Here is a 22944-nt window from a genome sequence, read left to right as displayed (position 1 = left end):
GCAACGACGAGAATCATTGCAACAGTGAGTTTTTGAATGTCATCAACGCTAGGTGCCCAACGGCGTCAGTACGATGGCGCCAGCGCCCCTACTGTTCGTACAGCCGACTCGACCATGTCCGGTACAGCTGGCTGTACCTGTGAACTCATTCGTACACACCCTCCACCGACCATCCACCGCCTTCACAGATCATCAGCAGCGCCCGCGATTCCTCCAGCAGAACCTGAGCCCGCGCCGCCGTGCGCGCCGAGGCCGCGTCCCACCATCGCTCGTCCACCGGCCAGGGCCCGGCCCATCCCTGCACTGCCCATTCCTTGCTCCCCCACTTCAGCCTTCCCGGCTGCGAACTGAAGACTCCGCGCTCGGTGACGTACACGGCATTGCCGGCCATATCCCCCAGCCATACCTTGGGATTGTCGACGAAGATCGACCCCGGAGAGGGCTGCGGCAGACGACCAGGCCACGGGGCTGTCGGATCATGGGCAGCTACCCGCTCGTCTCCCAAGGGCAACAGGGTAATTCGCTCCGAGGGCCCTCGACCACCGCTCAGGACACCGACCTGAACCGATTCGCCGCCCAGAAGACCTTGCACGCGCACCAATGCTCGCCTGGCCCGCTCCTCCTCGTCGCCGACACCGCCCCACAGCCCCAACTGCAAGGCACCGGCACTGACCACCTCCACCGGTTCCAGACGCAACACCGCTATGCCTGCAGTCGGCCGGGTCTCACTGCGCCCGGTGAGCCAGCCGTCCAGTTGCCAACGCACTCGATCGGCCGTTCCCTCCGGCGTCAGAGGTTCGGCGCAACGCCAAGTCCGAGAAAGATTTTCACCGTTGCCCGTGCTGGCCGAAATCGACAGACGCGTACACGCGACCGCGGCGGCGGACAGCTTGTCGTGCAGCAGACTTGCCAAGGCACGCCCGGCAAACGCTGCGGCATCTACCCGCTCGATCGACGGATCGTAATGCTGCTCCACTTCCAGGTCCGGCGGAAGCATCCGCGCCGACGGTGGCCGCTCGGGTTCACCACGCGCGGCACGATGCGCGAGCACCGCATCGGCACCGAAACGCGAAGCGACGTCCACTGCCGGTAGATCTGCGAAAGCACCGATGGTTCTGATCCCGAGTCTGCGCAGCAGATCGACCAACTCTCCGCGATGCGGCGCAGAGAGGCTGGGCTCGGCCGCCAACTCCGGCATGGGTAGGGGTGCCAGAAACCGTGCTCCCTCCCCCGGCGGCACCAGCGCTGCCCGGCGCGCGGCAATGACCGCCGTGGACAGCTGGTCCGCCACACCCACCTGACTCTCGACGCCCGCAGCAGATGCCTGATCCACCAATCGTTCCGCCGCGGCTTCCTCCGAACCGAAGTACCGACTGACACCTCGCGCACTGAGCACCAACAAACCCGGACGGAGTACCTCGACGCCCGGTGCCACCGCATCGATGGCCGCGGCCACCGGCTCGAACAATCTGGCGTCGCGTTCCGGATCTGCCGTCGCCACATACAGTTCCGGGCAGCGGGCCTGCGACTCGCGTCGACGCAAGCCTCGGCGAACTCCCTCCGCGCGGGCCGTCGCCGAACATGCGATCACCCGATTACCCGAGGTGACCGCGACGGGATGTGTTGCCGGAAGATCGGCAAGTGCTGCCGCTGCCACCGCCGGCCAATCCGGGCACCACAACGCCAGAACTCTGCTCACAGTGACACCACCTGCTCCGTCATCACCTGGGACGACACAGTCTCCACCGGCTGGGAAGGCACCCACTCGACCCGGCCGGCTGCACTGCAGATGTCCAGGCGCGTGGTCCGGGGCTGGAACGAGCGCCCCCGTGCACGAACCGCGAGGCTCAGGGAACTGAGCCGACCACGCCCCAACTCCCGGCCCTGACCGAACCCACCGTAACCATGGACCCGAGCGTCCAACCGAACTTCGGCCCCGTCCCAGTGACCTTCGGTGACAACAAGAGTCGAGCCCTTGCTCCGGGCGCGCGCCACCACCGCTCGCGCACGCGACGGGGATACCGACGCACCCGCCAATCCCAGAATCACCAGATCCATACCGTCGAGCAGCACAGCGGCGATCTCGACCGGATCCGGCCCAGGCGCCGGAATGAGTGCCAGACGTTCCAGTTGCGCACCCATCTCGTACGCCGCCAGCAATCCCAGTCGAGGCTGCCCGATGACTGCAACATGCCCTCCGGACGCCGTTACGGACGCGACCAATCCCAAAAGCAAGGACGCCGCGCCCTCGACGGACACCACCGTTCCCCGTACCAAACCGCCCTGCGGTAACAATGCGGCTATGCCCTCCGGCACCGGGAGAACACCGGCCTTGTGAGCCCGGTCCAATACCGGCCTGTCGCTGTCCGCAACACTCTCGGACACTGCTGCACCTGTCCCGGAAACACCGGTCGCGGACACACCGGTAACAGACACACTCGGTCCGGAGAACGACGTATCGCCCCGAGACGGAATGGACGCGATCTGTCGGCGGAGTTGTGCCAGCCGATCCTGACGGGACAACCCCGCCGCATCTGCCGACAGCTCTACCAACTCGGTCACCTCGGTCATCCCCATCCTCCGGAACACCGGAAAAACTCACTGGTAGCAATCCATAACCAGCCGGCAAACCGCGGGGAAGTCGGGTTTGACATGCATCCAACGAACAGCAATTTCGAACATATTTTCGAACTGTTTTCAGTAAACCGTGTCACCCCCGACACGTCAAGCAGAGCCAAAAACCCAGTTCACAGGAGCCTCGAGCGTCACAGTGGCATCAATCCATTAACCTTGAGATGTGACAGCTCAGGAGCAGACCGGGAGGGGCATCGGGCCCGAATACCTGCTGGCGGGGCGGTACCGACTCCGCTCCAAGATCGGCGACGGAGGGATGGGCGCCGTCTGGCTGGCCCGCGACACCCTCCTCAGCCGTGACGTCGCGGTGAAACAGGTCACAAGTACGGAAGGCCTCGACACCGAAACGGCCGAAGAGGTCCGCGAACGCACATTGCGCGAGGGCAGGAACGCCGCAAAGCTCACCCATCCCCACTCCATCGCCATGTACGACGTCGCGATCGAGTCCGGCGAACCCTGGTTGGTCATGGAGTACTTCCCGGCTCGCAGCCTCGCCCAGGCCATGAACCTGGCCGACACGTTGCCACCACTCGAAGTCGCGCAGATCGGCGCGCAGATCGCTGCGGCACTCACCGAAGCGCACGCCGCAGGCATCGTCCACCGCGACATCAAACCCGGCAACATCCTGATCGCAGACCGAGGCAAGTCCCTCGGCACCGTCAAGATCAGCGACTTCGGCATCGCCCGTGCAAAGAGCGACGTGTCCGACACCCAGGACGAAGTCATCACCGGCACTCCCGCGTACTTCGCACCCGAAGTTGCCCGCGGCGACGACCCCACCGAGGCCAGTGACGTCTTCTCACTCGGGTCGACGCTCTACACGGTGATCGAGGGTCAACCGCCCTTCGGTATCGACTCGGACGCCATCGCCCTACTGCATCGTGTCGCCAAGGCCGAGATCTACCGACCCACCAAGTCCGGACCGCTCACCGACGTTCTCCTTCAACTCCTCGAGCCGGACCCCACCCGACGGCCGACAATGGCTCAGGCACGCGACGCTCTCGCTGCAGCCGCGACGGGCGGCGGCACGATCGAGCAGCTGATCGACGCTCCCGTCTACTCGTCCGAGGGCGCCGTACCGGCCTGGGCTCACCGGACCACACAACTTGCCGACCCACACCGCCGCAATCGCTTGACCGGGTCCACGATCACCGGACTTCCTGCAGTGCAACAGAACACGCCACTGCGGAACGTTCCCAGTCCGATGGACATGTTCTCCTGGCCGCCGCGAATACCGACCGGGCCCGCCGATGCCAGCACCCGTGACAAGGTAGTGGCCTGGGCTCCCCTCGCCATGACCGGCATGATTGCCGTCATCATCTTGGCCGCGCTGATCGTCGTCATCCTGGTATTCACGGTCTGACTGGTGTTCGCACTCTGACTTGGACGCCTTACGCGGGCAGAATATTTGCGTTGAGGTGAAACACGTTGTCCGGGTCGTACTTCGCCTTGACTGCGGACAATCGCGCATACTTCGCCGCGCCGTAGGAGGCTCGCACTCGGTCCTCGTCGACATCGGTCATGAAGTTGACGTACCCGCCTTGATTGGACGAGAACGGACGCAAGGCTTCCCAGGTCTCACGCACCCACGATCGATCCAATTCCAGTGTCCCGGCATCGGTGGCCGTAGCCGTCATGTTGCACACGTAATGTGTTGTGCGAGAACCACCGAACGCAGTCTCGTCCTCGCCGACGGAAGTGAAAGCTCCCTGCAGCGGAAAGATCGGCATGAAGGACATCGGCGACGATTTCTTGCCCGCTTGTTCGGTCAGAACATCGATCACGTCGTCGGAGAAATCCACCAGGTCCAAAGCCTTCTCATAGGCGTACGCACCCCACGGCTCCGAGTCGTCGAGCATCGACTGCAAACCGGTGTACGGGAGCGGGGTGACGAACTCGAACAGCGTCGGCACCCCATCTCGAATCGGCGCAATCGCATTCGAGTGTTCCTCTTCCGATCCGAAACCGGCTACCAGTAACGCGTATCCGGGAAGCAGGTGAAACTGATCCGGGACAAACGGTGCCGGCGGCGCGGACAAACCGACCGCAACCATTGCACCGGCGTTTCCCGGTAGGGCCGGCACCACCTCGCGGCACAGACGAAGCGCTGCCGGTCCATCCTCCATCCCCCAGAAGAACAGTCCCAGATGCACTTCCGGACCGATCTCGCTCAGACGGTACTCGAATTCGGTGACCACTCCGAAGTTCCCGCCGCCGCCGCGCAGAGCCCAGAACAAGTCGCTGTGATCGTCCTCGGAGGCTCGCACGATCGAACCGTCTGCGAGCACCACCTCCGCCGACACCAGATTGTCGATCGCCAGGCCGAGCGTGCGGGTCAGCCACCCCATGCCACCACCGAGCGTCAGGCCACCGACGCCGGTATCACTGATCACGCCGCCGGTCACCGCCAACCCGTGTTCCTGCGTCGCCGTGTCGAGGTCGGCAATCGTCGCACCACCGCCGACCCTGGCTCGCTTCGATGACGGGGCGACGGTTACCACGTTGATCGCACTGAGATCGATCATCACACCGCCTTCACAGACCGACGCGCCGCGGTAGGAATGCCCGCCACCTCTGACCGAAACCTCCAAGGAATGGGCTCTGGCAAATGCAAGTGCCACAGACACATCCGACGCCGACCGGCACCGGGCGATCACCGCCGGCCGATGGTCGATCTGCCCGTTCCAAATCGACCTGGCGTCGTCGTACTCCGGATCTCGGGGGCTGAATACAGAACCTGTGATCGCCGATTTCAGCGGCGCGAACTCGACCGTCGTCATCACGCACCTCCCTCATCGGGCGTCGCGGTGAGAAGCAGGTACTCCCACTCCATCACGAACGGCTTGCTTCCGCTGCCGTACTTTTTCGCCAACTCGAGCAGATCACGGTCCAGTGCCTGCGCTCGGTCAGGATCGTCGCCGATGTTCCGGTACACCGCGATGGTCGGCCCGTAATTCTTCTTGAAGAAATCACGGAAATCTTCCGGTCCGCTGAACGTCTCCACACGCAGTACGTCTGTCCTGGCGTCGACATCACCGAGCAGATCACGAACATGGTTCTCGTCGCCCCACAACGGCGCCGGTTGGGTGCCGGGCGGTGGCGGCGGCGCATACGGCTTCATCGTTTTGAACATCTCGCCGATGAATCCCGTTGGAGTCCAACTCAGCACTCCGATCTTTCCGCCGGATCGGCATACTCGCAGAAGTTCGTCCGCGGCGCGCTGATGGTGCGGGGCAAACATCACGCCGACGCACGAGAGCACCACGTCGAACTCGTTGTCGCCGAAGGGAAGAGCCTCGGCATCGGCCTCCTGCCAATCGAGTTCGACACCCGCGAGCGCCGCGGCCTCCTTTCCTGCCACGAATAGTTCGGGAGCCAGGTCGGTGGCGATCACCTGCGCACCCAGCGCAGCCGCCGGGATCGCCGCATTGCCGGACCCCGCCGCGACGTCGAGCACCCGATCTCCTTTCTGCACGCCGCATTCACGTACCAATACAGGTCCGAGTTCCGCGATGACCTGCGCCGCCACCGCCGGATAGTTACCGAGACCCCACATTGCCCGGTGCTTGGCCTTCAGCTCCCGGTCCAGCCCGAGCGTTCCCGTTGATTCACTCATTACCGTTCTCCTTCAATATTTTTCGTACTCGGAGCCCAACAACGTTGATGCCGTTACTTCGACGCTACGACGTCGGTACGCTCCTCTCCAGTACGAAATCTGTACCGGAGCACCCCGGAGGCCTACGATCGAGAGATGGGGTCCTCGTACCACCAGTTCTGCCCCGTCGCCAAGGCGATGGAGCTACTCGACGAGCGGTGGACACTGCTTCTCCTCCGCGAACTGATCATGGGAAGCGAGCATTTCAACGATCTCCGCCGCGGGCTTCCGCGAATGTCACCGACACTGCTCTCGACCCGGCTTCACCAGCTCGCGGTCGCCGGCATCGTGGAGCGAGAAGAAACCGACTGCGTCGTCAGCTATCGTCTGACCGACGCCGGCCGCGAACTGCGTCCTGTGGTCGAAGCTCTCGGCATCTGGGGCACCAGATGGATCGGCGAGCTGGGCGACGAAGATCTGGATCCGAAACTGCTGCTGTGGGACATGCATCGCCGGGTGGATCATTCCGTGGTGCCCGACGGCAAGACCGTGGTGCACTTCGCATTCTCCGGAGTGCGTGGACATTCGCGGAACTGGTGGCTCGTCATCAATTCCGGCGAGGTGGACATGTGCGATATCGATCCGGGTTTCGACGTTGCAGTGTCGGTCTCTGCGGGCTTGCGACCGATGACCGACATCTGGCGCGGTAACCTGACCTGGTCGGACGCCATACGGTCCGGTGACGTCATCATTTCGGGGCCGACAGCGTTGCGTCGTAGCTTGCCTTCGTGGTTCGAACTCTCGACTTTCGCATCGATCCCTCGCCCCGCGTAGCGCACGCTCACTAGCCCCGTTCCGTCCTGTTACAGAGCTGTTGCAGACCGTGACACCGCCGACGAACGGTGACCATCTGCCGGTGACACTGACCGAGCAGTCTCTGATATATGCCCAGCCACCGCGGAATCATCCGCTTCGTCGCCCTCGGTGCAGTCGTGCTCGGTGCGGTCACGCTCAGCGCGTGCTCGTACACAGAAGAAGCACAGCCGAAGAGCGGTAACTACCTTGCCACTCAGCCTGATTCAGGACCTTCAGGCGGCGAGATCGAGGACGGCATCAGCTTGCAGGACACTCATGTGCCCGCGCTGGCCCGTCTCGATACCGCACTGCTCGCGGCGCTGCAGTCGGCAGCGGCCGACGCACAGGCATCCGGAGTGGACATGCACGTCACGTCGGGTTGGCGGTCTGCGGCATACCAACAGCGACTGTTCGACGAAGCCGTCGTCAAGTACGGCAGCGTGGACGAAGCGTCCAAGTGGGTGCACTCCCCGAGTCTGTCGAAGCATGTCAGCGGACAGGCCGTCGACATCGGACCGACAGACGCCGACGACTGGCTCATACAGCACGGCAGCGATTACGGCCTCTGCCAGACCTATGCCAACGAGATGTGGCATTTCGAATTGGCAACCACTCCCGGCGGGGAATGCCCGCCCCAGCTGAGCAACCCTTCGGACGAAAGAGCGGAAGGCTGATCATGACACGAGTCAAACCAGCGAGACTGATTGCCGCACTGGCACTCTTGATTCTCGGAGTCGTCGAATTCGAATTGGCGGTCAACACTACCGGTGGTCAGATCGTCGACCAACAACTCATGGTGGGCGCGGCCACCTCCGAACGCCTCAGCGTGTTCTCCGCCGAATTCATCGGCCTCGTCACCCCGATACTGATAGTGGGAGGAGTGCTCGTGGCGCTCATGATCACATTGCGCAACAACCCGATTGCGCTAGCTTTACGCGTCGTCGTCGTGACCCTCGGCCCCATCACGACGGCCTGGGTTCTCAAGCAATCGCTGGATCGACCGGACCTGAACGGTCTGGTGATGCACAATTCCTTCCCCAGCGGCACTTTGACGGCCATCGCTGCTCTGGTCTGCGCGATCGTGATCGTCACACCCTCGAAGTGGCGGGCGGTCGTTGCGGTCAACGGTGCGTTGGTCACCATCGGAACCGCGATCTCCGTAGTCGTGCTGCAATGGCACCGTCCGAGTGACGTGATCGGTGCGCTACTGCTCGTCGGCTGCTACACCCTCGCTGTGTCGGCATTTCCGTTGAACACCAGCGTCGCCCGGCATGCGGTACTGGCAGACTCAGGCAACGAGCGACTCTCGCGAGTGTGATCCCTGTACCCTTGGCTGACCGAGATTCCTCCGACCGCAGAAGGCCCCTGATCATGGCGAGTCCAAGGTGAGCTCATGGTGAGCATTCTTTTCATAGAAGACGATCCAGCCGTGGCCGAGGCAATCACGTTGGGACTGAACCGACTCGGGCACAACGTCAGCCATCGCCCCGACGGTAACGGCGATTTCGACGACGCCCTGGGGGCCACCGACCTCGTCCTACTCGACCTCGGGTTGCCGGGAGCCGACGGTTACGAGATCTGCCGACGTATCCGCACCCGAAGTTCGATCCCGATCATCATTCTGACCGCTCGATCCGACGACATCGACACCGTTGCCGGTCTGGAAGCCGGTGCCGACGACTACGTCGTCAAACCGGCCAGTCCGCGTGTCCTCGACGCTCGGATCAAAGCCGTCGTCCGGCGTTCGGCACCCGCAACGACGCGTCCAGATGTGGCGCCGGGTGCAGAGACGTTCGGCGACCTGGAATTGGATCGGTCGTCATTGCAGGTCCGCAAGGCCGGGACGCTGCTGACGCTGACCCCGACCGAACTCCGACTGATACTGGCGCTGACCGAGAATCCCGGACAGGTGCTCAGCCGCAGGCAGTTGTTGTCCGCAGCCTGGGACCAGGAATACCTGGGCGACTCACGAATCGTCGATGCAGCAGTGCAGCGGCTGCGCGGAAAGATCGAGGACGACCCAGCCGCACCGACCGTCATCGAAACGGTGCGCGGGTTCGGGTATCGCTTCAACACCAGCTCAGCTCGATGAGACCGCCCTGGCTTCAGGTCGACGGTCTGCGGACCAGGCTCGTGCTCGTGTTCATCGCAATCGTCGTGATCATCGCCGGAGCAACCGCAGGCGTCGTCTCGTTCATGGCGCGGTCGTGGATCTATTCCAACGCTCAGGACGTCGCAACGGCACAATTTCGCGACGAACTGCAGTACAGCAACGGAGTGCCGATGGACGAGTTGACACCTGCCAACCTCGAACAGATCTTCCAGTCCGACATGACTCTGATCGCCGACGGCGAAGTCATCCGTCAAGGAACTGTGGATGCGGCAACGATCCCACCCAGCTTCGAAGAGGGTTTGGACAGTCCCAAACTGATCCGCTTCGAAAGACTCGACTCCCAGCGCATCATGTTGGGAATGTCGGTCAATGTCGTGGACATGAGCGCAGACGACGGCTACGACAACGAGACACTGGTCAAAGCCGTCACCATCCGGCCGCTGGTAGGGGTGCAGGACAAGTTCGACGACCTGCTTCGAGCTGTCGGCCTCACCCTCGCCGCCGGCGTGTTGGTGAGCGGACTGCTCGGGCTGTGGATCGCGTCGACGCTTGTTCGTCCGCTCAAACGCCTGGACGAAGCCGCCGCCCGTGCCGCCGACGGCGACCTGAGCGTCCGGCTCCCCGAAGACGGAGTAGCCGAACTCGCCCAGGTCACAACAACGTTCAACAACATGGTCGCTCGCAACGAAGCGGTCATCCGAGGCCTGGAAGAATCGGAAGAGCAGTCGAGAAGGTTTGTCGCCGACGTCTCCCACGAGCTCCGGACGCCGCTCGCAGCACTCGTGCCGGTCAGCGAAATTCTCCGTGAAGAGATCCCCAATCTTCCGCCCGACGCCGCCGCTGCCGCGCGCATCGTGAGCAGTGAGATCGGCAAGCTCACTCGACTCGTCGAAGACCTCATCGAAATGTCTCGCCACGACTCTCAGCAAGCGCACCTCGTCCTCGACGACGTCGACCTCGTCGAATTGACCGAGCGCACACTCGAGAGCCGCGGCTGGATCGAAACCGTCGAACTCCGTGCACTTGAAAATGTCAGTGCCAGAGTGGATTCGCGTCGAATCGACATCGTCGTCGCCAACCTCGTCGGTAACGCATTGCGCCACGGAGCGCCCCCGGTTCGAGTCGAGTTGAGCGTCGAACCCGGCTTCTCCGTCATCACCGTCGTCGACCACGGCCCCGGCATCTCACCGGAAGATCGGCAGGCGATCTTTCGGCGGTTCTACAAGGTCGACACCGCGCGCGGACGCAGCGAGGGCAGCGGACTCGGACTCTCACTCGCCGTCGAGAACGTGCACTTGCACGGCGGCACCATCGGCGTCGACCAGGTGGACGGGCGCACCGTCTTCACGGTACGCCTGCCCAATCGCTGACCCCCCTCCCCGAGCGAACGTACCTTTCAGCGCACCCAAGGCGATCGTCGTACCGTTCGCTCGAAAAGGGGTGGGCATGTCGCAACCCAACACCGCCCACCTCCGACCATATAGTGGGATTATGGTTTCAACATGTGAAACTGCGCGCGTAGCCTGGGCACCGTCGAACAGCGCAGAAATCGGAGGGCACCATGACGCAGGCGTCGCGGTTGGAAAAGACGGCCGTCTCGCCGAAGGCATGGACGATGCTCGGAATCGGCGTCGCGGCCCAGGCAGCAGGCACCGTCTTCGTCAGCACCCCGGCCTTCCTGATCCCGCTGCTGCACTCCGAGCACGGTCTCTCGTTGACACAGGCCGGAACCCTGGCCGCTGCACCCACTTTCGGTATGGTTCTCACGCTGGTGGCGTGGGGAGCGATGGCTGACAGATTCGGCGAGAAATGGGTCATCTCCATCGGACTCGGCCTGACGGCGATCGCCGCGCTGGCCGCGACCACCACCGACGACTACACACTCCTCGGGATCGCATTTCTGCTGGGCGGTATGGCTGCGGCGAGCACCAACGCCGCCAGTGGACGTGTTGTGGTCGGCTGGTTTCCCAAGGACCGGCGCGGCCTCGCGATGGGAATCCGGCAGATGTCACAGCCCCTCGGCGTGACCATTGCGTCGCTGACCATCCCGACTCTTGCTGCGAACGTCGGAATCGGTTCGGCCGTCGGATTGTCGGTAGCTCTCAACGGCGTTCTCGCCCTGATCTGCGCCGTCGCATTGATCAATCCCCCGCGGCCAGCAGCGCGGCCCACAGATATCCCGGTCGAATCGGTCAACCCGTATCGCTCGAACTGGTTCCTCTGGCGCATTCACGTCGTCTCGGCATTGCTGGTGTTTCCGCAGTTCACCCTCTCGACATTCGGTCTGGTCTGGCTGATCAGCGAGCAAGGATGGGATGCTGCGCCCGCGGGTCTCCTGATCGGGATCTCACAGTTCGTGGGTGCGCTCGGACGCATCGTTGTCGGATTCTGGAGTGATCGCGCCGGAAGCAGAGTTGGCCCGCTGCGGTTGGTAGCGGTTTCTGCATCTGCGGTCATGTTGGCAATGGCAGCAGCCGACGCAGCGCCATGGGGCGTTCCGGCATTGATCCTGCTGTTGGCAACTACCGTCAGCGTCGCCGACAACGGGTTGGCGTTCACATCCGTCGCCGAAGCTGCCGGGCCGAAATGGCAAGGAAAAGCGTTGGGCGCACAGAACACCGGCCAGTTCATCGCCGCGTCAGCAGTGGGCCCGGTGGTCGGTGCGCTGATCGGCGCGGTCGGCTACCCGCTCGCCTTCGCGATAGTCGCAGCGTTTCCCGCCGCCGCAATCCCCTTGGTGCCCAGCCGAGATCGCGACATCAGCGTCTAGTCCCTCATCGGATTCGGTTGCACTGCAGGTCCCGTCAGATCACAATGCGGCTTGCAGGCAACCGAATCCGCTTCCTGAACAGGCTCTACTGTCGGAGTTCGGATCAGCGTCGCGGCAATCACCGCACCGATCAACAGCAGCGCCACGCAGATGTACATCGCGTACCGGAAACCGTCGGAGAAACTCGTCGGATCGACCAGACTTTCGGCGTCGATACCCACGAGGGCAGGCAAGGCCGCAACCGCAAGAAGCTGGCTCGTACGGGCAACGGCATTGTTCACACCGGACGCAATTCCCGACTGCTCCACCGGCACCGAGCCGAGCACCGCGGCGGTCAACGGCGCCACCATCACCGCCAGGCCGAGCCCGAACACCAGAACTCCCGGCAACACGACGGTCAGGTACGACGCGTCCGGTCCGATTCGCGTCATCAGCACCAACCCCACCGCAGCAACGGCCGGCCCGACCGTCATCGGCAATCGCGGTCCGTGGGTCTGGGCGTAGCTTCCCGCCCTCGATGACAACAGCAAGAGCGCCAAGGTGATCGGCACGGTTGCGACACCGGCTGCCACCGGCGAGTACCCGGCAACCAACTGCAACTGCAGCACGAGCAGGAAGAACACACCGCCAAGCGCCGCATAGACCGCAAGTGTCACCAAATTAGCTGCGACGAACATCCTCGAGCGGAACAGCGACGGCGGCACCAAGGCGCTCGGTGAGCGTCGTTCCACCACGACGAACAGGCACAGAGCGATCATTCCGATCAGACCGACTATCAGGTTGACCTCGATCAGCCCGTACGTCAGCGCGCCGAGACCGACTACTGCGCAGACGGATCCGACCACATCCAGATGCTCGGGTGGATTCGGATCCCGGCTCTCCGGCACGTGGCGCACCGCTGCCCACACCACGACGACCGCCAGCGGAATGTTGAGGAGGAATACCGACCGCCACCCCGCCACTTCCACCAGCCAACCACCGAAAAGCGGTCCGATGGCGCCCGCAACACCACCTAAACCCGACCACAATCCGATGGCTGCGCCACGGTCCTCTTCACGAAGTGACGCGGAGATGATGGCAAGGCTGCCAGGCGTCAACAGCGCCGCCCCCACGCCCTGCAGGATCCGTGCAATCACCAGAAACGTGATGTCAGGTGCAATTCCGCAGAGCAACGACGCGACCGCGAACCAGACCGTCCCCCACACGAATACCCGTCGCCGACCCCAACGATCTCCGAGGGCTCCCCCGAGCAGGATCAGTGACGCCAACGCCAAGGTGTAACCGCTGAGAGTCCACTGCAGCCCTGCGACACCGGAACCCAATTCTTCACCGATATGCGGAAGAGCAATGTTGACGACGGTGCCGTCGAGGAGAGCCATGCTCGAGCCGAGAACGGTAGCGGCGACAACCCAACGCCCACGTCTCGACGCGAGCGCCAGTGGTTCCGTCATCGGTCCATGGTGCGCCTTCACACGCAATCGCGAAAGAGCGCGCGGAAATTCAGTCGATCTGGCGGCGATGTGCCCAACGCGTCAGCGCATTGCGATTGGACTGCTGAGTTTTTCGCAGGACATTCGACGCGTGAGTCTCGACCGTCTTCACGGAAATCACCAGGTCCTCCGCAATTTCACGGTAGGTGTACCCACGCGCCAGCAAGCGCAATACCTCGAGTTCGCGAGGAGTCAGCGAGTCGAGTTCCGGATCGAGTTGCGGCTCCGGCGCATTGGAACGTCCGGTGAAGGAGTCGAGTACGAAGCCTGCCAGGCGCGGCCCGAACACTGCGTCACCACCGGCAACGCGTCGCACGCCCTCGGCAAGTTCGGATCCCGAGATCGTCTTGGTCACGTACCCGCGAGCACCACCGCGGATCACCGCGATCACGTCTTCGGCCGCGTCGGAAACGCTGAGCGCCAAGCACACCGGACCGGAATCGATTCCCCGCAGAACTGCCACTCCACCACCGTCAGGCATGTGGACGTCGAGTAGAACGACGTGCGGCTTCGTCGAGTTGATACCCGCGATTGCCTCCGCGACGCCGCCGGCCTCACCGACGACGTCCATGTCTGCTTCGCGCGAGAGTTCCGCCCTCACCCCGGAGCGGAACACTGCATGATCGTCGACAAGAAATACGCGGTACGGGGGCGGCGCAAGCGAAGTCACTGGGGCTGTTCCTCGGGGTTGTCGACACGGTCAGCAGTCTCGTCCCACTTTAGAGCAGAGTCACCAAGCGGCATGTGCACGCGGATCTCCGTGCCCTTTCCGATGTCGGACCGAACCACCACTCGGCCACCTCGACGTTCGATGCGACCACGAATCGACTTGGCCAACCCCTGACGATCCTCCGGCACAGCATTGACGTCGAATCCGACGCCGCGATCACGCACGAACACACTGACTTGGTCGCCCTCGACCTCGGCGAACAGATTGATTTCCTTCTCCCCCGAGTGCTTTGCGGAGTTGACGAGAGCTTCGCGCGTCGCACCGAGGAGCGCGGTGAACGCCTCCTTGGGCAGACCGTTCTCGACGCCCTCGCCTTCGAGTTGCACGTCGCCGACCGTGACGGGACGGACCGTGACACCGTGTTGGTCTTCCACTTCGCCGGCGATGATCTTCAGGCCTTCGGTCAAACTCGTGTGATCGATATCGCCGCCGCTGAACAACCACTTTCGCAGCTCGCGTTCCTGACCACGGGCCAGGCGCGCAACTTCTTGCGGATTGTCGGACTGCTTCTGGATCAGCGCCAAAGTCTGAAGCACGGAGTCGTGCAGATGCGACGCAATCTCTTCACGCTCGTCGTTGCGAATTCGGGCTGCACGCTCGGCGCCGAGAGCACGCCACATCCGCAGCCACAACGGCACCGTCAACAATCCGACACCGATGAGTGTGACCACCACAGCCAACAGGGACGATCGCAATGCTTCGAGGTCGACCTGCGCCAGGACAACGACGCCAAGACCCAGGACGATTAGCGTGGCGCCCCCGACCACGCGCGCCCACGTGAGAACGGTTGGCCGCTGCGGCAAGCCGATGACGGTACGCGGACCGTCGGAGTCGAATTCGCGCCACACCAAGGCAGCACCGATCGCTACGACGAAGAACGGCGCGAGCACCGAACCCGCCGTGCCACTGAACAACCACGACAACGCCGCAGCGCCGCCCAAACCGAGTGCGATCAATCCGTACGCCCGCTGCCGCTCGGCGGCGGACGGCTTCTGGGTGTCCGTGCCGGCTGAGGTGAAGATCCAGAGGGCGCCGTAAATCACGATGCCGGACCCGGCCATCGCCGCGAGAATCGCGAAGGCGACTCGAACTTTCAGGACGTCGATCCCGAGATGATCGGCGATACCGCCAGCGACACCGGCGACGATGCGGCCGCCTGAGCGCCGCTCCAACTTTCGCAGCGGAACGCCGCCCGGGATGGGCACACCCTTCTTCATGGGTACGGCGGGCGCCGGTACCCCGTTGACAGGCGGGCCTCCTGGAAACCCGGGAGCGGGTCCGCTCACGAACGGCGGATCTGACACATATTGCACATAGTCGATACTGGCACGAACCACGCAGACACACATCAGGGTCCAACCCTGAATCAGGGCGCTGCCCCTGGTCACGATCACCAGAAAGATCAGGGTTGGCCCTGATGCGCGGAGACCGCCTCGGAAGCCAGGATTGATTCATGAACAATCCGACTTTCCAAGAACAGATCCAGGATCTGTGGCGGACCCGCCCCGTGCGTCTGCCGGCACAAGGTCACGTGGCCGGGGTATGCGCCGGAATCGGATACCGGTACGGCGTCGACCCCATTCTGGTTCGTGTGGCGTTCGTGGCCTCCACCATTTTCGGCGGCTCAGGCATCCTTCTCTACCTCGCCGGCTGGTTGGTGCTCGCCCGCGCCGGTGACGGATCGTCCCCAGCGCAGTCGTTGATGGGCCGCGGACACAGCTCCGATTCCAGCACCAAGACCATCGTCTTGTTGGTGGCTCTCGCCATCGCGGCTACGACTGTCGGCCCCGTCGGCGTCGGCCTGGGTGGTTCCGGTCTGATCGGGCTGATTCTGATGGTCGGAGGCCTGTGGCTGCTTTACCAACGAGCGCCGGTCCCGCCTGCGCTGCCACAGAGCACGTCACCGTACGTCGGTGCGGGTACCGCGTATCCAGGCACGGGTTTCACGCCCGGGCCGTTCACTCCCGGATACTTCGCACCCAATCAGCCGCCCATGTACACGCCGTACACCAAACTTCCCGACAGCTACGTGCCCGAGGAACGACCGGCCGAGCAGTCACAGCAGTCACCGCAATTCCAAGCCGATCATCCGACGATCAGTCTCTCCAAGGACCCGGGATCTTCGGTCACCACCAATCCGACCGAGGTGATGGGCGAGGCCGTCATCACGCCGCCCTCCTGGGATCCCCTCGGTGTTGCACCGTTCGCCTGGGATCTTCCGGATCCGGCAGTCAAGGCCACGCCGCTGCTCCCTTTGCCACCACGCAAGCGTCGCTCGCGTTGGACGCTGACAGTGCTCGGACTCGCGATCATCGTCGCTGCCGTCACCGGGGCGGCGGGCGCGGCAACCGGCAACGACTGGTTCACTCCCGGCCGAGTCGGTGCGGTCGGACTGGCTGTCATCGCACTGGGCCTGATTCTCGGGGCTTTCTTCCGAAAGGGATACGGCCTGTTGGTCGTCACCGGACCACTCGTGGGTTTCGTACTGCTGGCCTCGTTGGTCTACCCGATCGAGTTCGACGCCTCGGGTGAGCAAAGGTGGACTCCGGCAACAGCTTCCGAGCTGGATCCGTCGTACTCGGGAGCCTTCGGAAGCTTCACTCTCGACCTCAACGGGGTCAAGTTCACCGAGGACAAGACCATCGACGTCGCGGCGTCGTTCGGCGAGTTCACCGTCATCGTGCCACCAACCGTCAACGTCAAGAACAGCTGCACCGTCGTCATGGGTGACGGATCAGGTTGCCTCGACGGCGGAATACACCCGGGCCGTGCGGCGACACCGGATTCGCCCACACTGACCATCAACGCCAAAGCCACGTTCGGCAGTCTGAAGGTGACGCAATCATGAGCGAGTACGACGAGACGACAGACCAGGACGAGACCCGAGAATCCAAGCGCCCCTCGGCACTTCTGCTGATCGCAGGACTGGCCGCACTGTTGGTCAGTGTGTGGGCACTGGTCGGGCCGTTCTCCCTGGCGCCGGCAGCGAACATTCAATTCCGTTGGCTGTTCGTCGGTGCCGCCGTCGTGGCGGGACTACTGCTGGTGATCCTGCCGAATCGACGAAGCCGCAAGTAAAACTGCTGTGCGCCTTTATTAACCGCGGGGGGTTAATAAAGGCGCACAGTTGTTTTTACTCCCACTCGATAGTTCCCGGCGGCTTGCTCGTCACGTCGAGGACTACGCGGTTCACGTCCGCAACCTCGTTGGTGATTCGAGTCGAGATGCGCTCGAGGGTCTCGTACGGCAGACGCGTCCAGTCCGCGGTCATCGCGTCTTCACTCGAGACCGGACGCAGCACGATCGGATGACCGTACGTCCGGCCGTCTCCCTGCACGCCTACGCTTCGGACGTCGGCGAGAAGAACCACCGGGCACTGCCAGATCGTTCCGTCGAGGCCTGCAGACGTAAGCTCTTCGCGCGCAATGGAATCCGCCTGACGCAGGATCTCGAGGCGATCGCGGGTGACCTCACCGATGATCCGGATACCCAGTCCGGGACCGGGGAACGGCTGGCGTCCGACGATCTCTTCCGGCAGGCCGAGTTCGCGACCGACGGCACGGACCTCGTCCTTGAACAGCAGACGCAGCGGCTCGACCAACTTGAACTGCAGGTCTTCCGGAAGTCCGCCGACGTTGTGATGGCTCTTGATGTTTGCGGTTCCGGTGCCGCCGCCGGACTCCACGACGTCCGGGTAGAGCGTGCCCTGGACGAGGAAGTCGACGGTCGCACCGTGAGATGCGTTCTCGCCCAGAACATCACTGACTGCGCCTTCGAAGCTGCGGATGAACTCGCGGCCGATGATCTTGCGCTTGGTCTCGGGATCGGTGACGCCGGCCAGCTCACCGATGAAGGTGTCCGCGGCATCCACGGTGATCAGACGAGCGCCGGTTGCCGCGACGAAGTCCTGCTCGACCTGCGTGCGCTCACCGGCTCGCATCAAACCGTGATCGACGAAGACGCATGTCAACCGGTCGCCGATTGCGCGCTGAACCAAAGCCGCAGCGACAGCGGAGTCGACGCCACCGGACAGACCGCAGATGGCGTGTCCGTCGCCGACCTGCTCGCGAACCTGCTCGATCAACGCATCGGCGATGTTGGACGCCGTCCACGCTGCCGGAATACCGGCGATCTCGTGCAGGAAGCGGCTCAGGACCTGCTGACCGTGCGGTGAATGCAGAACCTCGGGGTGGTACTGCACACCGGCGAGCTTGCGGGCGCGGTCCTCGAACGCCGCGACGGGAGCACCATCACTGGTCGCGGTCACCTCGAAGCCGGAAGGCGCTTCGGTGACGGCGTCGCCGTGGCTCATCCATACGGGCTGCGTCGCGGGAAGACCGTCGTGGAGCAATCCGCCGGATACCGCGATGTCGGTACGGCCGTATTCGCGGGTACCGGTCTCGGCAACAGTGCCGCCGAGGGCGCCGGCCATGGCCTGGAATCCGTAGCAGATTCCGAAAACCGGGATGTCGTGATCAAAAAGTGCGGGATCAAGCTTGGGAGCACCGTCTGCGTAGACACTCGAGGGCCCACCCGAGAGCACAACAGCCAAGGGGTTCTTGGCCACGATCTCCTCGACGGTCGTGGTGTGCGGAATCACCTCCGAGTAGACCTTGGCTTCGCGAACTCGCCGTGCGATCAACTGCGCGTACTGCGCCCCGAAGTCGACGACAAGAACTGGTCTCTGCTGCTCGATATCTGCCACAGGTGCAGTCTAATCGCCGAAGCCAGCGCTTCTGCGCATGCATGGACTCAGCCCGCTCCTCGGCCGAGCGAGCGCGAGGTACGTCACTACAAAGGCCGACCCTCAGAACTGCGCAGCGACCTCGCACTGATCTAGACCACCGTCCAGGTCAACGACACCCCAATCACCCGCACCTTAGCTTCGGCAATCAAATTAGCGGCATCATCGCAGGCCAGAGCCCGAAATGGACGAAGGGTGAATTTTCTGGACGTTTGACCGATTCGCCTGAACCAAACGTCCAGTAAAGGTAATCTCGCCCGTCAAGTGATCAGGATCACGATCGCAAACGGCCGGCGCCGCCGAACGGCGCTCACCTCGAGGAGGACCTGTGCGTCGATTCATACGACGACTCGCCATACCTGTCGCGGCTGTGACGGCAGCCGCCGGACTTCTAGTCCTCGGCACGCCGGCCACTGCTGACGAAGCCCCGCCGACCAGCTTCACCGGCACGACCGACAACCTGATCTTCACGAAGAGTGTCATCGGGAACGCGTCAGTTCACCCAGGCGACACCGTCACGTACAAGACCGAGATCAAGCACAACGAAAGCGGCATCGAACGGTCGATCGCAAAAATCCGTGACATCCCGCCCGCAGGATTCGTCCTCGTTCCAGGCAGCGCCAAGGCCACCTACCTGGGTGTGACCAACCGGGCCACGATCAGCAACGAATCAGATGGCGGAGTCTCCGCGAAGTGCTCGAGCGGCTGCACCTTCCTGGTCGGTGGATTCGTCGTCAAGAAGAACCAACCCGTCACGCTCGAGGCGACCTACACGGTCCCCGTCGGAACAGCCTTCGGGACGTACGACAGCGGCATGCTCTTCGACGTCAACGCCTTCAGCACACAGCAGGGCCTCAACCCGATCAACGTCAACGTCCAGGTAGTCGACCCGTCGGTCGCCACCGGAACCACACTGGTTGCACCGGCAACGGCGAAGGTCGGCACACCGGTCGACCTGACCGCAACGGTTGCGCCGTCCAACGCGACCGGAACCGTCCAGTTCAAGGACGGCGGAAACGACATCGGCTCACCGGTCCCGGTTTCGGGCGGTAGTGCCACCCTCTCCCACACCTTCGACAGCGTCGGCGCCCACGACATCACCGCCGCGTACAACGCCGGTTCGGGATTCCACAGCTCGACCTCCGGAGTCCAGACCGTCGACGTCTCCGCGGACACCACCACTACGATTTCAGCCCCGAACGCCGCGTTGGTCGGCGACAGCATCACCGTGAGCGCCGTCGTCACACCGGCAAACGCCGTGGGCACAGTGCAGTTCAAGGACGGCGACACCAACCTCGGCGCACCGGTGGCTGTGGTCAACGGAACGGCTTCCCTGACCCGCAGCTACGACGCTTCGGGCACCCACAGCTTCACCGCAGTGTTCACCGGCGAGGCCGGCTACGGCGATTCCGTCTCCACCGCAACCCAACTCGACGTCAGCGATCCCGACTGGGGAACCACGACCACAGTTGTCGAACCACTCACCGCTGTTGTCGGTGAACCGACCAACCTCTCGGCCACCGTCTCCCCCATCCCGAGCAGCGGAACCGTGACGTTCAAGGTCGACGGCGCCGAGGTCGGTACCGCACCGGTCGGCACGGGTGACGGCGTCGCGATCCTCCCGCACACCTTCGCATCAGCGGGCGCTGCAGCCGTGACGGCAGAGTTCTCCGGCGGAACCGGATTCATCGGCTCCACGTCCACGTCGTTCTCGGTGAACGTGACCGATCCCGAACCCGCTCGCGCCGATACCACGACGTCTCTGACCGTCAGCGGCTCGGCTCAGGTTGGAAAAGCATTGCAGCTCAAGGCCACCGTCGCACCCGGAACAGCAAACGGAATGATCCAGTTCAAGTCCGGCACGACGCCCATCGGCGCACCCGTTGCCGTCGTCAACGGCGTCGCGACGCTCACGCACACCTTCGACGACGAGGGAACCTTCGGCCTCACTGCCAACTTCGTCGGCGACGCCGGTTGGAAGAACTCCGTCTCCGGCCCGACGGTCGTGCAGGTCGGCACCGCACCGACCGACGGCGGCACCGGAAGCGTGGACACCGGTTCGCTCAGCGGCCTCATCCCGCTCTTCGGAAGCTAATCCCCCACATCAGCCTTGGACACCACTCCCGTACCGAACTCAGGAGAATCCATGTTCGTGCATTCCAGACGCCGCATCGCGGCGCCGATCGCCGTCACGGCACTAGCCAGTGGCGTCATCCTCGCGGGAATCCCCGCATCAGCAGCGCCGGTGACAACAACCTTCGGAACGAGTTGCCTCGCAACCCCGTCCGCTGTCGCCGGGCCGACCACGCAATCCCAGTCCGGCTCGGTCATCGTCGACGCACCGGAATCAATCGGCGCCGGTGAAACCTTCGAGGTCACCATCCAACCGGGCCCCATCGCCTTCCCCGGCTCCGCTTCGGGGGCGACCGTCCAGAACGTCTCCCGTATCAAGGTCGACGTCGACGTTCCCGCGAACGCCACCTTGGTGGAAGCCACCATCGTTCCCGGAACTTCGGCAGGGCTCAGCGGTGTCGCGCCGAACATCCTGCGCGTCAACGAGAACGGCAACGTCGATCCCAACGGAACGATTCTGCGCCTTTCCGGAAACAACCAGGTCATCGGAAACAGCCCGAGTTCGAGCACCAGCTCCGAGGGCGGGATCGTCGTCAAGGCGACCGGCAAGAACGTCGACGGCTCCAACAATGCCGACGGCTACACCCAGTTCCAACTCCCCCAGGTCAAGGCAGTTCTCAAGGCCGGCGACTCGGGCGAGGTAGCCATGAAGGTACGCACCGGCGGTAGCGCAGGAGCTTGGAACAACGATCGCAACTTCCTCACGTTCCTCCCCAAGGCCACCCTGGTCATCACCGCCTGGGCACCCACGCGGTGCACCCCGCGTGACGCCGAGAACGGCCCCCTCAACAGCGGCGCCGGACCCCTCGCCACCACGCGAATCATCGAGGCGGACAAGGCAACCACCACCACGGTCGTCGGACCGTCCAACGCCAAGAACGGAACGCCCGTCACGCTGTCAGCCAACATCAGTGGCGGCGCAACCGGCGGAACCGTCCAGTTCTTCGACGGCGACAACCCACTCGAGGACGCAGTGCCGGTAACGGCTGGATCGGCCAGCATCTCCCCGACCTTCACCGAGGACGGGCCACACTCCATCACCGCAAGCTACAGCGGCGCACCCGGATTCCTGGCGTCGACTTCGGCGTCGGCCAAGATCGTGACAGTCACGACGGACGCGCCGCCTGACGCCGTGACCACCACTGCCACGGTTTCGCCGTCGACCGCGAAGGTCGGTCAGGACGTGAACCTCACTGCCAAGGTCGATCCGCAGGGTACCGGCGGCACCGTCGACTTCATCGTCGACGGCACCGAAACGGTCATTGCCACGGTCGGAACCGACGGAGTTGCCATTGCTCCGTACACCTTCACCTCGACCGGAACGCACAAGATTGTCGCGAAGTTCACGGGCTCACCAGGATTCGCGCCTTCCGCTGCCCCGGCATTCCCGGTCAGCGTCACGACACCGGCTCCGGCTGACGTCGAGACGACCACGGTTCTCGACGCCGTCGGAACCGTCCAGAAAAACACCCCGGTGACGCTCAAGGCAACGATCGATCCGGCGGGCGCCACGGGCAAGGTCCAGTTCAAGGTCGGTGACACCCTCATCGGCGGACCGGTCGACGTGGTCAACGGTGTCGCGACGGTACCGGCGACGTTCTACAACTCCGGGACCTACAGTGTCACTGCAGAATTCGTGGGCGCTTCGGGCTACACGTCCTCCGCATCTGCGCCGCAGACCCTGACCGTCCCCGGTGATACGGACGGTGGACCCGGAGGCGGGACCGGCAGCCTCGACCTCGGCACCCTGTTCGGGTCGCTAGGAGGCTGACACCCTGAAACAGAGATGGGGCGTGGGGGGGCATATTGGAGCCCACCCCCCCACGGCGTTTGGGGGGGCCGGAAGCGGGGGGCGGCGCCGCCCGCACCACGGGAGGGGT

19 protein-coding genes are annotated in these 22944 nt (G+C 63.7%); 11 read left to right on the top strand and 8 right to left on the bottom strand.

Annotated elements, in window-relative coordinates; all coding sequences use genetic code 11:
• Positions 1–145 precede the first annotated feature (145 nt).
• Positions 146–1699, bottom strand: coding sequence for a DNA polymerase Y family protein (locus tag ACFQ6H_RS12850; protein ID WP_378534378.1), 1554 nt, complete (start codon positions 1697–1699; stop codon positions 146–148).
• The gene (locus ACFQ6H_RS12845) at positions 1696–2571 is read right to left on the bottom strand and encodes a hypothetical protein (protein WP_378646421.1); all 876 of its coding nucleotides are present in this window, start codon (positions 2569–2571) and stop codon (positions 1696–1698) included. Before ACFQ6H_RS12845 ends, ACFQ6H_RS12850 begins: the two co-directional genes overlap by 4 nt.
• A 226-nt stretch (positions 2572–2797) precedes the next feature.
• Between ACFQ6H_RS12845 and ACFQ6H_RS12840 the strand changes: the two genes are divergently transcribed.
• The gene (locus tag ACFQ6H_RS12840) at positions 2798–3997 is read left to right on the top strand and encodes a serine/threonine-protein kinase (protein ID WP_378646419.1); all 1200 of its coding nucleotides are present in this window, start codon (positions 2798–2800) and stop codon (positions 3995–3997) included.
• 28 nt (positions 3998–4025) lie between these two features.
• On the opposite strand, the gene ACFQ6H_RS12835 is transcribed toward ACFQ6H_RS12840, so the two are convergent.
• Complete coding sequence (locus tag ACFQ6H_RS12835) at positions 4026–5414, bottom strand: FAD-binding oxidoreductase (protein WP_378646417.1); 1389 nt, start codon at positions 5412–5414, stop codon at positions 4026–4028.
• Positions 5414–6250 (bottom strand): class I SAM-dependent methyltransferase, encoded by an 837-nt coding sequence (locus ACFQ6H_RS12830; protein ID WP_378646415.1) that lies wholly within the window; start codon positions 6248–6250, stop codon positions 5414–5416. The genes ACFQ6H_RS12835 and ACFQ6H_RS12830 overlap by 1 nt, the downstream gene beginning before the upstream one ends.
• A 135-nt stretch (positions 6251–6385) precedes the next feature.
• On the opposite strand from ACFQ6H_RS12830, the gene ACFQ6H_RS12825 reads away from it, so the two are divergent.
• The 6 genes from ACFQ6H_RS12825 (at position 6386) to ACFQ6H_RS12800 (ending at position 11967) form a co-directional block, all read left to right on the top strand.
• A complete protein-coding gene (locus ACFQ6H_RS12825) occupies positions 6386–7063 on the top strand; it encodes a winged helix-turn-helix transcriptional regulator (protein ID WP_378646413.1) in 678 nt (225 codons plus the stop codon).
• 110 nt (positions 7064–7173) lie between these two features.
• The gene (locus ACFQ6H_RS12820; protein WP_378646411.1) at positions 7174–7758 is read left to right on the top strand and encodes a M15 family metallopeptidase; all 585 of its coding nucleotides are present in this window, start codon (positions 7174–7176) and stop codon (positions 7756–7758) included.
• Between the two features lie 2 nt (positions 7759–7760).
• Positions 7761–8402 (top strand): phosphatase PAP2 family protein, encoded by a 642-nt coding sequence (locus ACFQ6H_RS12815; RefSeq protein ID WP_378534390.1) that lies wholly within the window; start codon positions 7761–7763, stop codon positions 8400–8402.
• A gap of 75 nt (positions 8403–8477) precedes the next feature.
• Positions 8478–9176, top strand: coding sequence for a response regulator transcription factor (locus tag ACFQ6H_RS12810; protein WP_378534393.1), 699 nt, complete (start codon positions 8478–8480; stop codon positions 9174–9176).
• Complete coding sequence (locus tag ACFQ6H_RS12805; RefSeq protein WP_378646409.1) at positions 9173–10567, top strand: sensor histidine kinase; 1395 nt, start codon at positions 9173–9175, stop codon at positions 10565–10567. The genes ACFQ6H_RS12810 and ACFQ6H_RS12805 overlap by 4 nt, the downstream gene beginning before the upstream one ends.
• A gap of 191 nt (positions 10568–10758) precedes the next feature.
• The gene (locus ACFQ6H_RS12800) at positions 10759–11967 is read left to right on the top strand and encodes an MFS transporter (RefSeq protein WP_378646407.1); all 1209 of its coding nucleotides are present in this window, start codon (positions 10759–10761) and stop codon (positions 11965–11967) included.
• Here the strand turns inward: ACFQ6H_RS12800 and ACFQ6H_RS12795 are convergent.
• From ACFQ6H_RS12795 to ACFQ6H_RS12785, 3 genes are read right to left on the bottom strand one after another with little or no spacing between them, the layout of a single operon-like run.
• The gene (locus tag ACFQ6H_RS12795; RefSeq protein ID WP_378646405.1) at positions 11964–13418 is read right to left on the bottom strand and encodes an MFS transporter; all 1455 of its coding nucleotides are present in this window, start codon (positions 13416–13418) and stop codon (positions 11964–11966) included. The two genes, ACFQ6H_RS12800 and ACFQ6H_RS12795, sit on opposite strands and share 4 nt — an antisense overlap.
• 49 nt (positions 13419–13467) lie before the next feature.
• Entirely contained in the window at positions 13468–14127 is a 660-nt protein-coding gene (locus ACFQ6H_RS12790; protein ID WP_003940972.1) for a response regulator transcription factor, read from the bottom strand.
• On the bottom strand, positions 14124–15404 hold the full coding sequence (locus tag ACFQ6H_RS12785; RefSeq protein ID WP_378534594.1) for a PspC domain-containing protein: 1281 nt from the start codon (positions 15402–15404) through the stop codon (positions 14124–14126). The genes ACFQ6H_RS12790 and ACFQ6H_RS12785 overlap by 4 nt, the downstream gene beginning before the upstream one ends.
• 236 nt (positions 15405–15640) lie before the next feature.
• Here ACFQ6H_RS12785 and ACFQ6H_RS12780 point away from each other — a divergent pair, with 236 nt between their 5' ends.
• Entirely contained in the window at positions 15641–17035 is a 1395-nt protein-coding gene (locus ACFQ6H_RS12780; protein WP_378646403.1) for a PspC domain-containing protein, read from the top strand.
• The gene (locus ACFQ6H_RS12775; protein ID WP_378534403.1) at positions 17032–17265 is read left to right on the top strand and encodes a hypothetical protein; all 234 of its coding nucleotides are present in this window, start codon (positions 17032–17034) and stop codon (positions 17263–17265) included. Before ACFQ6H_RS12780 ends, ACFQ6H_RS12775 begins: the two co-directional genes overlap by 4 nt.
• Before the next feature lie 55 nt (positions 17266–17320).
• On the opposite strand, the gene guaA is transcribed toward ACFQ6H_RS12775, so the two are convergent.
• Positions 17321–18892, bottom strand: a complete 1572-nt coding sequence (gene guaA / locus ACFQ6H_RS12770) for a glutamine-hydrolyzing GMP synthase (protein WP_020969072.1) — start codon at positions 18890–18892, stop codon at positions 17321–17323.
• 367 nt (positions 18893–19259) lie between these two features.
• Between guaA and ACFQ6H_RS12765 the strand changes: the two genes are divergently transcribed.
• Positions 19260–21026, top strand: a complete 1767-nt coding sequence (locus ACFQ6H_RS12765) for an Ig-like domain-containing protein (protein ID WP_378646401.1) — start codon at positions 19260–19262, stop codon at positions 21024–21026.
• 51 nt (positions 21027–21077) lie between these two features.
• Positions 21078–22835: an Ig-like domain-containing protein gene (locus ACFQ6H_RS12760; protein WP_378646399.1), complete on the top strand. Its 1758-nt coding sequence runs from the start codon at positions 21078–21080 to the stop codon at positions 22833–22835.
• Positions 22836–22944: the final 109 nt, after the last annotated feature.

This window comes from Rhodococcus sp. NPDC056506 (assembly GCF_042794945.1).
Taxonomy (GTDB): Bacteria; Actinomycetota; Actinomycetes; order Mycobacteriales; family Mycobacteriaceae; genus Rhodococcus_F.
This window is presented reverse-complemented; position numbering and strand designations above follow the sequence as displayed.